The sequence below is a fragment of the Peribacillus sp. TH14 genome, from assembly GCF_016651145.1.
Taxonomy (GTDB): Bacteria; Bacillota; Bacilli; order Bacillales; family DSM-1321; genus Peribacillus; species Peribacillus butanolivorans.
This window is the reverse complement of the sequence record NZ_JAEKEK010000001.1, coordinates 3,986,045-4,000,243: the sequence shown is the minus strand read 5'-3', so window position 1 is coordinate 4,000,243 and position 14,199 is coordinate 3,986,045. Positions and strand designations below refer to the sequence as shown.

The 14,199-nt window shown below is 39.7% G+C and carries 14 protein-coding genes; 3 read left to right on the top strand and 11 right to left on the bottom strand.

What is annotated here, in order from left to right; translation table 11 throughout:
- Positions 1–22: 22 nt before the first annotated feature.
- The 3 genes from JFU50_RS19475 to JFU50_RS19465 all read right to left on the bottom strand — a co-directional run bounded on the left by JFU50_RS19475 (position 23) and on the right by JFU50_RS19465 (position 2,546).
- Positions 23–553 (bottom strand): hypothetical protein, encoded by a 531-nt coding sequence (locus tag JFU50_RS19475; protein WP_201223728.1) that lies wholly within the window; start codon positions 551–553, stop codon positions 23–25.
- A gap of 209 nt (positions 554–762) precedes the next feature.
- Positions 763–1,554: an SDR family NAD(P)-dependent oxidoreductase gene (locus tag JFU50_RS19470; RefSeq protein WP_053346869.1), complete on the bottom strand. Its 792-nt coding sequence runs from the start codon at positions 1,552–1,554 to the stop codon at positions 763–765.
- Between the two features lie 23 nt (positions 1,555–1,577).
- Positions 1,578–2,546: an MBL fold metallo-hydrolase gene (locus tag JFU50_RS19465; RefSeq protein ID WP_201185719.1), complete on the bottom strand. Its 969-nt coding sequence runs from the start codon at positions 2,544–2,546 to the stop codon at positions 1,578–1,580.
- Positions 2,547–3,071: 525 nt separating this feature from the next.
- Here JFU50_RS19465 and proC point away from each other — a divergent pair.
- The gene (gene proC / locus JFU50_RS19460) at positions 3,072–3,917 is read left to right on the top strand and encodes a pyrroline-5-carboxylate reductase (RefSeq protein ID WP_201185720.1); all 846 of its coding nucleotides are present in this window, start codon (positions 3,072–3,074) and stop codon (positions 3,915–3,917) included.
- A 180-nt stretch (positions 3,918–4,097) separates the two neighbouring features.
- Here the strand turns inward: proC and JFU50_RS19455 are convergent, their stop codons facing one another.
- Positions 4,098–4,529: a VOC family protein gene (locus tag JFU50_RS19455; protein WP_056525245.1), complete on the bottom strand. Its 432-nt coding sequence runs from the start codon at positions 4,527–4,529 to the stop codon at positions 4,098–4,100.
- 285 nt (positions 4,530–4,814) lie between these two features.
- On the opposite strand from JFU50_RS19455, the gene JFU50_RS19450 reads away from it, so the two are divergent.
- Entirely contained in the window at positions 4,815–5,330 is a 516-nt protein-coding gene (locus JFU50_RS19450; RefSeq protein ID WP_053346874.1) for a MerR family transcriptional regulator, read from the top strand.
- 244 nt (positions 5,331–5,574) lie between these two features.
- Here the strand turns inward: JFU50_RS19450 and JFU50_RS19445 are convergent, their stop codons facing one another.
- The 5 genes from JFU50_RS19445 to rnz form a co-directional block, all read right to left on the bottom strand.
- The gene (locus JFU50_RS19445) at positions 5,575–6,369 is read right to left on the bottom strand and encodes an ABC transporter ATP-binding protein (RefSeq protein WP_053346875.1); all 795 of its coding nucleotides are present in this window, start codon (positions 6,367–6,369) and stop codon (positions 5,575–5,577) included.
- A gap of 4 nt (positions 6,370–6,373) precedes the next feature.
- Positions 6,374–7,375 carry an ABC transporter permease gene (locus tag JFU50_RS19440; RefSeq protein ID WP_201185721.1) on the bottom strand — a complete coding sequence of 334 codons (1,002 nt, stop codon included), beginning with the start codon at positions 7,373–7,375 and terminating at the stop codon, positions 6,374–6,376.
- Positions 7,376–7,407: 32 nt separating this feature from the next.
- Positions 7,408–8,373 (bottom strand): ABC transporter substrate-binding protein, encoded by a 966-nt coding sequence (locus JFU50_RS19435; RefSeq protein ID WP_201223726.1) that lies wholly within the window; start codon positions 8,371–8,373, stop codon positions 7,408–7,410.
- A 240-nt stretch (positions 8,374–8,613) separates the two neighbouring features.
- Entirely contained in the window at positions 8,614–9,435 is an 822-nt protein-coding gene (locus tag JFU50_RS19430) for a squalene/phytoene synthase family protein (protein ID WP_201185722.1), read from the bottom strand.
- Positions 9,436–9,508: 73 nt separating this feature from the next.
- On the bottom strand, positions 9,509–10,441 hold the full coding sequence (gene rnz / locus JFU50_RS19425; RefSeq protein WP_201185723.1) for a ribonuclease Z: 933 nt from the start codon (positions 10,439–10,441) through the stop codon (positions 9,509–9,511).
- A gap of 230 nt (positions 10,442–10,671) precedes the next feature.
- Here rnz and zwf point away from each other — a divergent pair, with 230 nt between their 5' ends.
- Positions 10,672–12,171 carry a glucose-6-phosphate dehydrogenase gene (gene zwf, locus JFU50_RS19420; protein ID WP_201223725.1) on the top strand — a complete coding sequence of 500 codons (1,500 nt, stop codon included), beginning with the start codon at positions 10,672–10,674 and terminating at the stop codon, positions 12,169–12,171.
- A 45-nt stretch (positions 12,172–12,216) separates the two neighbouring features.
- Here zwf and JFU50_RS19415 read toward each other — a convergent pair whose 3' ends face one another.
- Positions 12,217–12,435, bottom strand: a complete 219-nt coding sequence (locus JFU50_RS19415) for a hypothetical protein (RefSeq protein WP_207198814.1) — start codon at positions 12,433–12,435, stop codon at positions 12,217–12,219.
- Positions 12,436–12,769: 334 nt separating this feature from the next.
- Complete coding sequence (gene gndA, locus JFU50_RS19410) at positions 12,770–14,182, bottom strand: NADP-dependent phosphogluconate dehydrogenase (RefSeq protein WP_201223723.1); 1,413 nt, start codon at positions 14,180–14,182, stop codon at positions 12,770–12,772.
- Positions 14,183–14,199 lie beyond the last annotated feature (17 nt).

Genomic DNA, 14,199 nt, shown 5'->3' with positions numbered 1-14,199 from the left:
TTTATATATAATTCTGTCCGGTTTATTTTATATATAAAATTTCATCCGTGAAATCTTCTACAGTCACTATAAATGATGAATCTAAGTTAGAACGATTCATCATTTCGATATTATACACATGCTCTGAAGGTAAATGCATGACTTCAAGTACCATGAATCGCTGACTTTCCGCTTTGCTCATGTGCTCAATTGCAGCAGTTACCGTCTTTTGTTCCTCCAAGCTCTTTTCGTCCGTTAGCACGCGAATCAATTCTGCTTCCGCTATCGCAGGATATGTTTTCTTAATACCACCCCGATGCCATGGTTTTACTTTCATCCCGATAACCAAGTCCGAGTAGCTGAGGTCCTTCCCATGTTGATCTTGTATATATGTACGATTGGTTACCTTGTAGTACGTCTCTTTAATCAAAATCCGATTATCGTCTAGATCCGTAATAAAGCCTTCTTCCCCCTTATCAATGGCCTCCTGCGTGTTTTTTTCCGAAGAGGATTGACAGCTTCCCAGAATAAAAGCCACTAGTGTATATACAAAAAGGTTTAACATCATCTTCATGAAAATCCCTCCTATAAAATAGACGAATTTTCCAGTAAAAGAGTTACTAATTTATCTGAAAATAAACTGAACCTCTTGTAAAAGGGACTTATGTCCCAGCTCCTCCATTTTTCTAGCTTTCCTTCATACAAAAAAGAGGAATGTCATTTGACAGTCCCCCTTTTAATTATAAGCCACCGTTCGTTTTGTCCCGATATCAAAAGTTTAGCCTATTTTTTAAAAAATGCTTTTTTCCCAAAAGTCTCGGTGATTCTTGGAAACATGTTATACCATTTCCCAGCTAAATCCATCCAGCCAGGGAGGTTGATTTCCCTCTTATTAGTCAGCATAGCCGCCACGATTTTGGCTGCGACATCCCCCGGCTTAAGCATAAATTTTTCGATATTTTTCACATATGTCCCAGATTCATCCGCAATGCTAAAGAAATTCGTTTCTATTGGCCCAGGATTGACGGTGGTCACAAAAACATGATCTTCCATTAGTTCAAGTCGAAGCGCGTTTGAATAGCCAAGCACCGCAAACTTGGTCGAAGAATACAATGTAGATTTGGGAGTGGCAATTTTACCGGCCTGTGAGGCAATATTAATGATATGCCCCGATTTTCGCTGCTTCATATAAGGGAGAACTAGCTTTGTACAGGCCATCAATCCAATCACATTGACAGCAAACATCGCTTTTGTCTCATCTAATTCTGTATCCAGGGCTTCTTTAAACGTGCCGAAACCAGCATTGTTAACCAATACATCCACCTCACCGATTTGAGCATGGATATCGCCAAATACCATTTCCACCTGGTCGGTGTCTGCCACATCAAGTTTATATGCATATGCATCAACACCATATTGATTAGTTAGTTCATCCCTTAGCTGATGTAATTTATCCAGGCTTCTAGCCAAGAGAACAAGGCGCCCTCCCTGCTTTGCTGCTTGAATCGCCACTTCCTTGCCAATCCCTCCGGAAGCCCCGGTAATTACAATAACTTTCCCTTGCAACTTATTCAAAAAATTATCCTCCTCGAGAACGTTTAAGCGATTGAATACAGAATTACCCCTGATTGAGTTTCTGTTTCGATTTCACCTAAATCTTCTAAATAGTCTAGCTGACCGATCGTTTCCGATAGTGTTAGGCCGACTTCCTGAAGATATACTTTCGGGAAAAGCTGCTGACACACTTCAAATGCTGATAAAGGTTTATCTTGAAGCATACTTTTCACCTGCATGGCCCGATTATGCTGCCGCTCAAATCTATATTGAATCAAATCAGCAACCGCGTCTCCATCCACTTCAGATCCATGCCCAGAGTATACAGTGGATATAGATATTCCTAAGAATTTCTGAAGCGAAGCGTTGTATTGCAGTAACGGACGTGGACGGTCAGCGCCCGGAAGTAAAGGCGGTTCCATTAACGGATTAGGTGAAATTTTCGCAAGTAAATGGTCACCCGCAATCATCAAACCATCACTTTCACGGTAAAAGGATAAATGACTTTGTGCATGTCCAAGAGTCTCGATTGCTCGCCATCCTGGAAGTCCAGGAAGTTCATCTCCCTCAGCTAAAAACCCCTGTAACTTTCTTTCACTAAGGAATTTGATTTCGTCGCGGTAATGAATCAAATTATTTTTCAACTCTTCAGCTACTCCAAACTTCGTAGCATAGTCCAGAAAAAAACGATTATGGGTTTCAAGGAACTCATCACTGATAGTCAGCCACCGCTGATTATTTTTATGTCCGTAAACAGGAACTTCCTTATCAAAGAAATCGAGTGCACCGGCATGGTCCGGATGATGATGGGTCAAGATGATTTGTTCAATATCAGACAGTTTTAGCCCCAATTCTCCAAGCCCGTAAGTCAAAACTTCTTTTGATTGTTTTGTTTTAACGCCAGTATCAATTAAAGTTAAAGCATCCCCTTTAACTACATAAACATTTACATCGCCAACTGCAAACGGCGTTGGCAAAGCAAGTTTAGCAATATCTCCATTCCAATTCACCATAATCATTTCCACCTTAAATATTATATTTATATAAATCTTTTTATACACAATACCGATAAACCTGTCCATTTATCAAGAAAATGAATGTTTAATTACCATTTTACATGTATTCTTAAATATTGTCATTATTTTCACATAATTCACGTATTATTTTTGAAGCTAAAACATATATTATCATTGACAGAGTACTGATGCATCCTTCATAATCACAAGTAATTAAAGACGGAATGGCTGAGATTAAGGCCAAGTAAATTTATTGATGGCGTAAAGAGAGTGAAGCTCGGAAAGTGCTGAAAGGCTTCATCGCCCTCTCATTATTGAACCTACCTTATGAGCCTTCAGGAAAACCTGACGTAAATCCCGCGTTAGAGGATTCAAGTGCAGCTTTTCTATTTATTTTTTATGGAAAGTTGAACAAAGGTGGTACCACGGAAGCTAGACCTTTCGTCCTTTATCGGATGAGGGGTCTTTTTATTTTTCAAAAAAAGCGGACCATAAATAGTATGTACAGAAGGAGCGAGAAATATGAAAAAAATCGCATTTATCGGAGCTGGATCGATGGCGGAAGCAATCATTTCGGGATTGGTCACTCAACAGGTAATTGACTCAGAAAATATTTTTGTTACAAATAAATCAAATGATGAACGATTTGATTATTTAAAGAAGCAATACGGTGTGACTGCAACAAGGTCACTGCAGCAATTACTACAAGATGCAAATCTAGTCGTACTAGCAGTGAAGCCGAAAGATATTTTAGAAACGATGCAATCAATAAAAGAATACATTCACGAAGAAATGCTGTTCATTTCCGTTGTGGCAGGGGTTCATACAACTAGTTTAGAAGGAATTGCCGATAAGCAGGTCTCCATCGTCCGCGCTATGCCTAATACATCGGCAGCTGTCGGAAGATCAGCAACGGCTCTTGCAGCGAATAGTCATACAGACGAAGTACAATTACAAACAGCGATTACCCTTTTTGAAACGGTAGGATCGGTTTCCATTGTTGAAGAAACGCAGCTCGATGCCGTAACAGGCTTATCTGGGAGCGGCCCCGCTTATATTTATTACTTGGTCGAGGCATTAGAAAAGTCAGCAGAATCAATAGGGCTCGATTCTGAAACTGCGAAGCAATTAATCCTTCAGACACTGATAGGTGCGGCTGAGATGTTGCAGAAATCACCGAAAACTCCTGCCGTGCTTCGAAAGGAAGTAACATCACCGGGCGGAACCACAGAAGCCGGTTTGAAAGCACTTCAAGCGCATCAAGTTCAGGAAGCGTTCATTGCCTGTGTTGAAGAAGCGACCGAGCAATCTAAGCGGATGGGTAATCAAATTAGCAAAGAGCTCGCCAAGTATGTAGTACCGCAGTAAAAAGCACATCATAATAGGCTGTTGACTTACACCCCCTAATCGGAAGTGTTAAGCCAACAGCCTATTTATGTAGGGAGCTAGTACCTATTAAGGAATTTACCAGAACAAGAGAAACACTAAAACGTTGTTTTTTATTATCTCAGCAAAAAGGGACCAATTCCCCTCAATTGTTGATAACTATTACTTAATAATCAGCATATCTGCTTCATCAAAACTCCAATCCTCCGAATACGCAACTTCCCAATAGTAACCATCGAGGTCTGAAAAATAGCCGCTATATCCTCCCCAAAAAACACGTTGTGGTAATTTCTCGATTATTCCTCCAGCCTTTTCAGCCTTTTTAATAATGTCATCAACTTCTTCAATTGATTTAGCGTTATAAGCAAAAGTAACACCTGAAAATCCATTCCGTTTAGGCTGTTCTTTCTCATTAATGTCTTTTGCTAACTCTTCTATAGGATATAAAGCAAGTTTTGTTCCTGCATTATTAAAAAAAACAACAGCAGGATTGTCCTCTTTACATGGTGTATGGAATCCTAATCCATCCCTATAAAATCTTAGAGATTTATTAATATCTCTAACCCCTAAAGTAATAAGGTTTATTCTGTTCATACTTGTCCCCCCCATTTTCTTTCTTCATATGATAGTTCGACACTTAGGATTTTTTTCCTTTTTTATCACTTCATCACTGTTACTAAAATAGCTCTATAACAAAATCCATTCTTTATCAGCCTTTAAAAAAGGAGCATAAAATGCCGAAGTGATTCCTTTAATAATCCATATGGATGCAAATTACGTAGGAAATTCACTTTCTTTGCCGAATGATTACTTGTTTTGTCACCTGTAAAGGAATTGCCTCTTCCATCTAGAATTCTACACACAAAAGGGGGAATTTCGATGAATACAAGTGCAGTTGCCCGGTTACTGAACGTTTCCCATAGTACGATTCAACGCTGGGTTACCCAATTGAATATGGAGGTAGAACGAAATCAGCTCGGACACTATCAGTTTTCAGACGATGACATTGCATTATTGAGAAAAGTCCAAGATCAGCTGAACGAAGGAATCATTCTCCAAAAGGTCAGCATATCAGAGAAAAAGATTAGAAAGGCAACAGTACAGAAACAACATTCCGAAACGAATAAAGAACATGATCGAATGATAGAAAGGATTGTTAGGCTTGAAAATGGACTAAAGACAAAAGCTGATGACGTTGTCTCCTATCAAATTTTACAGCACAGAAGCGATATGGAAGACCTACAAAAACTCGTTAAGAAGCTTGAAGCACGTATTGAAGAGTTAGAAACAAAAAAAGTTCCGCCAATCGATTATTTTCTGGCTGCTGAAGAAACGGCTGCCACTAAAAAAACGAAGAAATGGCCATTCATGAAAACGATTTTTGGAAATAACTGAACGTGATGCTACTTCGAAGAGCACAGCCGTCAACGATTAATACCAAAGAATATGATAGCCTTCCTTCTTCTACCTGCAAATTTAAGATCATACAAATACCATTAGACCTCGATGTACATCCTTTAGCCCATGACTCTTCGAATGCAGAAATAGTTCAAGAACCCGAGCTAGTAATTACCTCAAATATAAAAAGGCCACGGCCCCAAGGTTAAACTTTCACCTAAGGGCCGGGCCTTTTCATCATTTAAATAAGCACAGCACGGTCGTTGAGCATTTTTTCACCTTTAATACGCTGGAATTCGTTCAGCAGTTTTTCAACGGTAAGCTCCTGCTTTTCGACGCCCCTTGCTTCAAAAATGATTTGACCTTTATCCATCATGATTAATGAATTTCCAAGATCTATTGCCTGCTGCATATTATGAGTCACCATAAGTGTCGTTAACTGGTTTTTTTCAACGATTTCCTTCGTCAGATTTGTAACGAGCTCTGCTCTAGAGGGATCGAGAGCAGCTGTATGTTCATCTAGAAGCAGGATTTTAGGATCGGTAAAGGTGGCCATCAGCAATGATAATGCCTGGCGCTCCCCTCCCGATAATAAACCGACTTTTGCACTCATTCGATTTTCTAAGCCTAAATGAAGCGTACTCAAACTTTCTTTAAAAAGTGCTTTCCTTTTTTTTGTCACCCCAAAGCCAAAGCCTCTTCTATTAGTTCTGCCATAGGCAATGGCCATATTTTCCTCAATGGTCATATGCGGGGCTGTACCAAGCATCGGATCTTGAAAAACACGGCCAATCATTTTTGCACGAGCATGCTCCTCAATTGTCGACACATTTTCGCCATCAATGATGACTTCACCGGCATCAGGGAGAATCTTACCGGATATCATATTCATCAACGTCGATTTGCCTGCGCCGTTACTGCCAATGACCGTTACAAATTCCCCCTTTGTCATTTGCAATTCAAGATTTCCAAGGGCCAGCTTCTCATCCGGTGTGCCTTCATTGAAGACCTTATAAATCTGATTTAGTTGCAGCAAATTCTTATCCCCCCTTCGATAAAGTCTCGATATGACGCATCTGTAATTCTTTGAGACGCTTTTTCTTACGGCTTTTTTCTTTTTGTTTATCAGAAATTTTTGGAATAACAAGGGCTCCAACCACGATAAGCGCGGTAATTAATTTAACATCACCCGTATCAAGGAACTCTACACGAAGTGCCAAAGTAACGACGATTCGGTATATAATCGCTCCACCAATAACTGCAAGCGTCGCCCGCGCAATCGTTTTTGCACCGAATAACGCTTCCCCAATAATGACGGATGCCAATCCAATGACAATGATTCCAATCCCCATCCCAATATCACTAAAACCGTTATATTGAGCAACTAAAGATCCAGAGAAAGCAACAAGTGCATTTCCAATTGCGAGTCCTAAAATCTTCATATTACCCGTATGGGCGGAAAAACTCTTAACCATGGCTTCATTGTCACCTGTCGCACGTAGTGCAAGACCAATTTCCGTTTTTAAAAATGCAGACATTCCAGCCTGAATAATTACAGCTACAATAAGCATCACAATTAAAATAGCCCATGTTTTTGGCAAACTATCACCAGCGCCCATGATTGATAATAGACCATTCAACATATTGTCCAACCCAGTGCCAGCCCAAGCATCCTGAATATTCGTGATAATTGTTGTTTGAGAAAGCAACGGAATGTTCGATGCACCCATAATTCTTAAATTGATAGAATATAAGGCAATCATCATTAAAATTCCTGCAAGAAGTGGATTAATTTTCCCTTTCGTATGCAGCAGTCCCGTCATCGTCCCTGCGATAAACCCGGCAACCATGGCACAAAACGTGGCTACAATCGGCGAGAAACCGTTAACAATCATAATAGCGGCAACAGAGGCCCCTGTCACAAAACTACCTTCCACTGTCATATCCGGGAAGTCGAGAATCCTAAATGTTAAATAGACACCAAGTGCCATAATCGCATAAATCATTCCCGACTCAAAAGAGTTGAATAAGGCTGAGAACATTTTTTTCTTCCTTCCCTGAACTAAAGCAGAGTTTATTTTACAAACTCAGCATCTGCTTTCCATTCTTCTTTTATTTCAACACCCATACCTTTTGCTGCTGTTTCATTAATAACCAATTTCAACTTTTGTGGATATTGAACGGCGATGTCTCCCGGTTTCTTACCATCCTTTAAGATTTCAACCGCTTTTTGCCCTGCCTCATAGCCAATATCATAGTAACTGAAGCCATAGGCTGCAAAACCACCAGCTTTCACAGAATCAAGTTCACCAACAAATAATGGAATATCTTGATCATTCGCCACCGAAATGACTGATTCCAATGCCGAGACTACTGTATTATCAGTAATGATATAGAAAGCATCTGCTTTCCCGATTAATGATTCTGCTGCCTGTTTGACCTCAGCAGAAGTCGAGACAGATGCTTCCACGACTTTTAATCCGGCTTTTTTTGCTTCCGCTTTTACGTTTTTTATTTGGACGACCGAATTTTGTTCCCCTGTATTATAAACGGTCCCAATTGTTTTGGCGCCAAGTTCTTCTGCTAGAAATTTCATAGACTTTGCAATCGCTTCCGGATGAGAATCCGTCGTACCCGTCACATTTCCACCTGGTTTCTCCATGGATGTAACAAGTTCCGCTGCGACTGGATCCGTTACAGATGTAAATACAATAGGAATATCCTTTGTTGCATTTAAAGCACTTAATGCACTTGGAGTCGAATTAGCAAAAATCAAATCCACTTTATCCCCAACGAAGTTATTGGCAATCGTCTGACTGTTGTTTTGATCCCCTTGTGCGACCTGAAGATTATACTTGGCATTGATGTCACTATCCTTCAATGCAGCCTGAAACCCTTCATATGCTTGATCAAGTGAATCATGCTGAACGATTTGTGTTACCCCAATATTGAAGGTATCCTTACCGCTTTCATTTTTCGCAGTATCATTCGCTTTGTCATTTCCACAGCCTGCCAGTAATAATCCCGCTACTAAGGTCATTGTCTGCAGTCGAATATAATTTCTTCTTCATATTTTCCCCCCGCTTTTTTCTTATTTTAAGATTCTGCCTTTCTACGATGGCGACTCTTACGCTTTTATTTACTAAATTATAATCGTTTATTCTCAATTATATCAATATATTTTTTAACTTTTTAGAATTTTACAAGTTTTTATGTTTAAAACAATAAAAAAGTCTGCTGTGAAAGTTATTATTACTTTCACAGCGAGCATACTAAAATGTCAGTGTTCGACGACTTGGTTAACAATTTTGGTAACAGTCGCCCGGTCGATTTTTTCTTTTCCTTCTTTCAAGGCTTTTAAAGTAGCTTTTGCCAATTCTAATGGTATTTTACAGAATTGGATAATTTCCTTTGTTTCAATCTCTGCTATATACGTATCAGCTAATGCAAGATTATGTTCCGTATAGGCAAGCATCTCGTCGAAACCCCAACCATCTGGATAAAAGTTAACACCGCGCTCTGCATCTTCCTCACGGTTTCGAAGAATATTAACAGTTTGAAGTCCACGGCCAAATGCAATAGCAAGATCACGATCTGTTTCAGTTCCATCATACCAGTTCCAAATATCAGATAGCATGACTCCAACTAAACCAGCAACATAATATGTGTAATCATCAAGTTCTTCCTTATTGTGTATCTGCCAGTCCTTCGCAACCCACTTTGCCATGCCTTCGGCCATTTCCTGTGTCGAGCCCAAGACTTTTGCGGTCGCACTAGGCGGACAATATTGAATCCAATCCGAAAGAAGCAAGGTCACTTCAGGTAAATCGTCCTTATACGGTTCAAACAAGGTCTGAAGTCCCTTTTCACTATAATCATCAGTCTTAAGCAGCTCACTGATAGTCTGTAATAGGGAAATCTTACTATCGGCAGGTAATTCGGGATGGTCTTCAATTTCATCGATAGCCCGCATGCAAAGGTAAGCAGCTCCAATGGCTTCCTGTAATCCCTTTGGAAGGTAGCTGATTGGAATGAAAAAAGTCCGGCTTGTTTTTAAAAGAAAATCCATTGCCTTAGTATGTAGATTGCTTTGGTCAGTCATTTTTTACACTCCTTTGTATATCCAATAAACAATTGAATTATTATATCAAACAATCGCTTTGATTTCAGCTTCTCTATTCCTCTACATATAAGGGAATTTTAATCGCCATTAAATCTTCTGCCATTATCGTGTTTGCGAAAATTGCCTTACTTTCCTCTTTTAGCCGTTCCGAATCCTCGAGAGTATAGCGAGAACTAATATGAGTAAGAATTAGCTGCTTAGCTCCTGCTTTCATCGCCGTTTCTGCAGCCTGCACGGTGGTCGAATGAAAATAGGCCGATGCCATTTCAGTTTCTTCTGCCGAAAAGGTAGCTTCATGAACAAGAAAATCCGCAGATTCAGCAAGAATAAGGGCATTACTGCATACTCTTGTATCACCAAGAACTGTGATTATCCGACCTTTTTGAGGATCACCAAGATAATCTTTTCCATTCAAGACGCGACCATCATCGAGTCGGACCATTTCACCGTTTTTCAACGCTTTAAAAAGAGGTCCCGGCTTCACACCTTCCTGAAGCAACTGATCTACAAGTAAGCTTCCTGGACGGTCTTTCTCTACAATTCGGTAACCGACACTATAAATACCGTGATCAAGAGACAAAGCAGTCACTGTAAACTGCTCGTCCTCAAACACTATGCCTTCCTCTATTTCAATAATTTCTAATGGATATTTTAAATGAGTGCCACTGACTTGTAAGCTTGTCGTAATATAGGCATCAATACCCTTTGGGCCATACACAGTCAATTTTTCTACCCCGCCCTGAAAAGACCTGCTACTTAACAAACCAGGAAGCCCAAAGATATGGTCACCATGTAAATGGGTAATAAAAATTTTTTCTATTTTACGCGGTTTAACTGCCGTTTTTAAAATTTGATGCTGTGTTGCTTCCCCACAATCGAATAACCAAACCGTTCCTCGTTCTTCCAATAATTGAAGAGCGATTGCCGTCACATTACGCGCTTTTGCCGGAACACCAGCGCCTGTACCTAATAAAACAAAATCCACATTCCTACCTCCGTTGCAAAAACTTTATAATTTAACTATAGCATAACAAAGGTGCTCTTTCATTTATGACTCTTTTAAAACTAGAGCCATTTTAATCTTTTCATGAAATATGAGAAAAAATGCGCAAATTGATTGCTTTGAGGGTAAGCTAACCGTAAAATTAGAAATTGGTACATATACAGAAATTCCAACTTCATACGACGGAATTAACGGAAAGTTGAGGTTTTAACATGACAGAAAACAATAAACCCACAGCATTAATCATGATTTTTGGTGCTACCGGAGATTTAGCGAAACGGAAACTGTTTCCTTCCATATATCGACTATTTCAAAAACAGAAAATCAACAAATTTGCGGTCGTTGGTGTAGCAAGAAGACCATTGTCCACCGAGGAGTTTCAATCAAGTGTTAAAGAATCCATCCTTACGTTCGGACATGCGGAAGAAAGAGTCGATGAATTCATTTCCCATTTCCATTATCATTCTCATGATGTAACGAGCTCTGAATCGTATTTGCAGTTAAAAGGTTTTGCTGAAAATTTAGACGGACAGTATCAATTAGAAGGTAATAGAATCTTTTATTTAGCGATGGCACCGGAGTTTTTCGGGACAATTGCCGAGCAGATTAAAGCACAAGGCTTAACTGATACGACTGGCTATAAGCGTCTTGTCATAGAAAAGCCGTTTGGACACAGTTTCGAAACAGCACAAATATTGAATGAGCAAATTCGTACCGCTTTCGCGGAAGATGAAATCTATCGAATCGATCATTACCTAGGAAAAGAAATGGTTCAGAATATTGAAGTCATTCGTTTTTCCAATGCTCTCTTTGAACCGCTTTGGAATAACCGCTATATTTCTAACATTCAAGTTACATCAAGCGAAACGCTAGGGGTTGAAGAACGGGGTCGTTACTATGAAACCAGCGGTGCCCTTAGAGATATGGTCCAAAACCATCTGCTGCAGATGGTTGCCCTACTTGCTATGGAACCTCCGATTGCTTTGACAACAGAAGAGGTGCGTAGCGAAAAGGTACGAGCACTGCGTTCGCTACGGCCAATGAAAGTGGAAGAAGTCAATCAATACTTTGTCCGTGGTCAATATGGCAGCGGTAAAGTAGGCGCACAAACACTTTCGGCTTATCGCGATGAATTGAACGTAAATCCAGATTCCAACACAGAAACCTATGTTGCAGGTAAATTGATGATTGATAACTTCCGTTGGGCCGGTGTTCCCTTTTATATCCGAACAGGTAAGAGAATGGATGTAAAATCAACAAAAATTGTCGTCCAATTTAAAGATATTCCAATGAATCTGTATTATAAAACGGAAGAAACCTTGAACCCGAATCTTCTGGTTATTCATATCCAGCCTGATGAAGGAATCACTCTATACTTAAATGTTAAAAAATCTGGGACAACGTCGAATACGAAGCCTGTGAAGCTTACCGTCTCCAACAAAGGAATTGAACATATTAACTCTCCTGAAGCCTATGAGAAGCTATTGTTTGACAGCATGCGTGGAGATGCTACAAACTTCACACACTGGGACGAAGTGGCCCTTTCATGGAAGTTTGTCGACACCATTTCTAATGCATGGGAAAATACTAAAGAAGAATCGTTCCCTAATTATGAAGCAGGATCGACAGGCCCCCTTGCATCCGATGAGCTTCTAGCCGAAGATGGACATATTTGGTGGAAAATCGAGAAATCAGAAAAGAAAAATGATTAATTAAATAATAAAGAGGATGCAGTGAACCTGCATCCTCTTCTCTATTCATGAGGCACTCTTCCTGACTAATTTCGCTCGGATAGTATGAATCATTTCCTTGGATTTCGACATTTCTTTATCTGTTTCTGAATTAAGCCAAAATGATACACCAAATTCAAAGGCAATAAAAAATAACATTATAGCTAAAGCCACCCAAATGATATACACAGTTACCCGCTCCTTCTCTCTCTCTCTTAACGTCATACTGTATCCTTCGATCTTCATTAGACTTTACTAACCATTCCTTATATTGCAGGTGTTTAAACCTAAAGAACAAGATTGAATGACATATATAATACTATGTTTTTTATCAAAAAAGAAAATACAAAGGCCCTATTTATTACCAGTATAACATTACCATTTTATCCTTCTCCAGCCAATATATAAAAATTTTATTCACCATATTTCCTCCACATGCTTTAATTCGTACACCCCTTTTCATGTTCTATGTGAGGAGGAAGTGGCTTAAATGGCAAAGTGACCAAACTGCATTGGCGTTAAAAGGCCAAAAAAACCGACTTAAAAAGGAAATCTCCCTTTTTAAGCCGGCTACTTTCATTTATTTTTCCATCCATTCTGTATGGAAAGTTCCTTCTTTATCGATACGTTGATACGTATGTGCACCAAAATAGTCGCGTTGAGCTTGAATCAGGTTTGCTGGTAGCGTTTCTGTACGATAACTGTCAAAATAAGCAAGTGCAGATGACAAGCATGGAACAGGAATTCCATTCATAACTGCTGTAGATACTACCTCACGTAAAGCACCTTGATAGCTTTCGACAATACCTTGGAAATAAGGATCAAGAAGCAGATTGTTCAAGTTCGCTTTACGATCGTACGCTTCTTTGATTTTTTGTAGGAATTGTGCACGAATGATACAGCCCCCACGGAAGATCATTGCGATTTCTCCATATTGGAGATCCCAGTTATTTTCTTCGGATGCTGCCTTCATTTGGGCAAAGCCTTGTGCATATGAACAAATTTTACTCATATAAAGAGCTTTCCGAATACTTTCAATCAATGCCTTTTTATCACCAGTAAATGACTCAGCTTTTGGTCCACGAAGGATTTTGCTCGCTTCTACACGCTCTTCCTTGATTGCTGAGATAAACCGCGCAAATACAGATTCCGTGATGATTGGAAGCGGAACCCCAAGGTCAAGGGCACTTTGGCTTGTCCATTTCCCTGTTCCTTTTTGGCCTGCTTTATCTAAAATGATATCGACCATTGGCTTGCCGGTTTCATCATCATATTTTTTGAAAATATCAGCAGTAATTTCGATTAAATAGCTATCAAGCTCTCCTTTATTCCATTCTGTAAACACTTCATGGAATTCTTCAGCAGTCAGACCAAGAAGGTTTTTCAAAAGGAAATAAGATTCGGAAATCAACTGCATGTCTCCATATTCAATTCCATTATGCACCATCTTAACATAATGTCCGGCTCCATCTGGTCCGATATATGTACAGCAAGCATCGCCATCTACTTTAGCCGAAATATCCTTCAAAATTGGTGCAACAAGTTCATATGCTTCTTTTTGACCGCCAGGCATGATTGAAGGACCTGTTAAAGCTCCTTCTTCCCCTCCTGAGACACCCGTACCGATGAAATGAATACCTAGCTGGCTTAATTCCTCGTTACGGCGCTGAGTGTCCTTAAAGAACGTATTTCCACCATCAATGACGATATCGCCTTTTTCAAGCAGTGGTTTTAATTGTTCGATTGTAGCATCAGTTGCAGCACCAGCTTTAACCATCAATAAAATTTTGCGAGGTGTTTCCAGAGAATTCACGAATTCTTCTAGGGTATACGCTGCAAATACATTTTTACCTTCTGCTTCATTCATCATTTCGTCTGTTTTTGATCCTGAGCGATTATAGACGGAAATTGAATATCCTCTGCTTTCAATATTAAATGCAAGATTCTTACCCATTACGGCTAGTCCGATAACGCCAATCTGTTGTTTTTTCATGGTTATCTTTCCCTTCT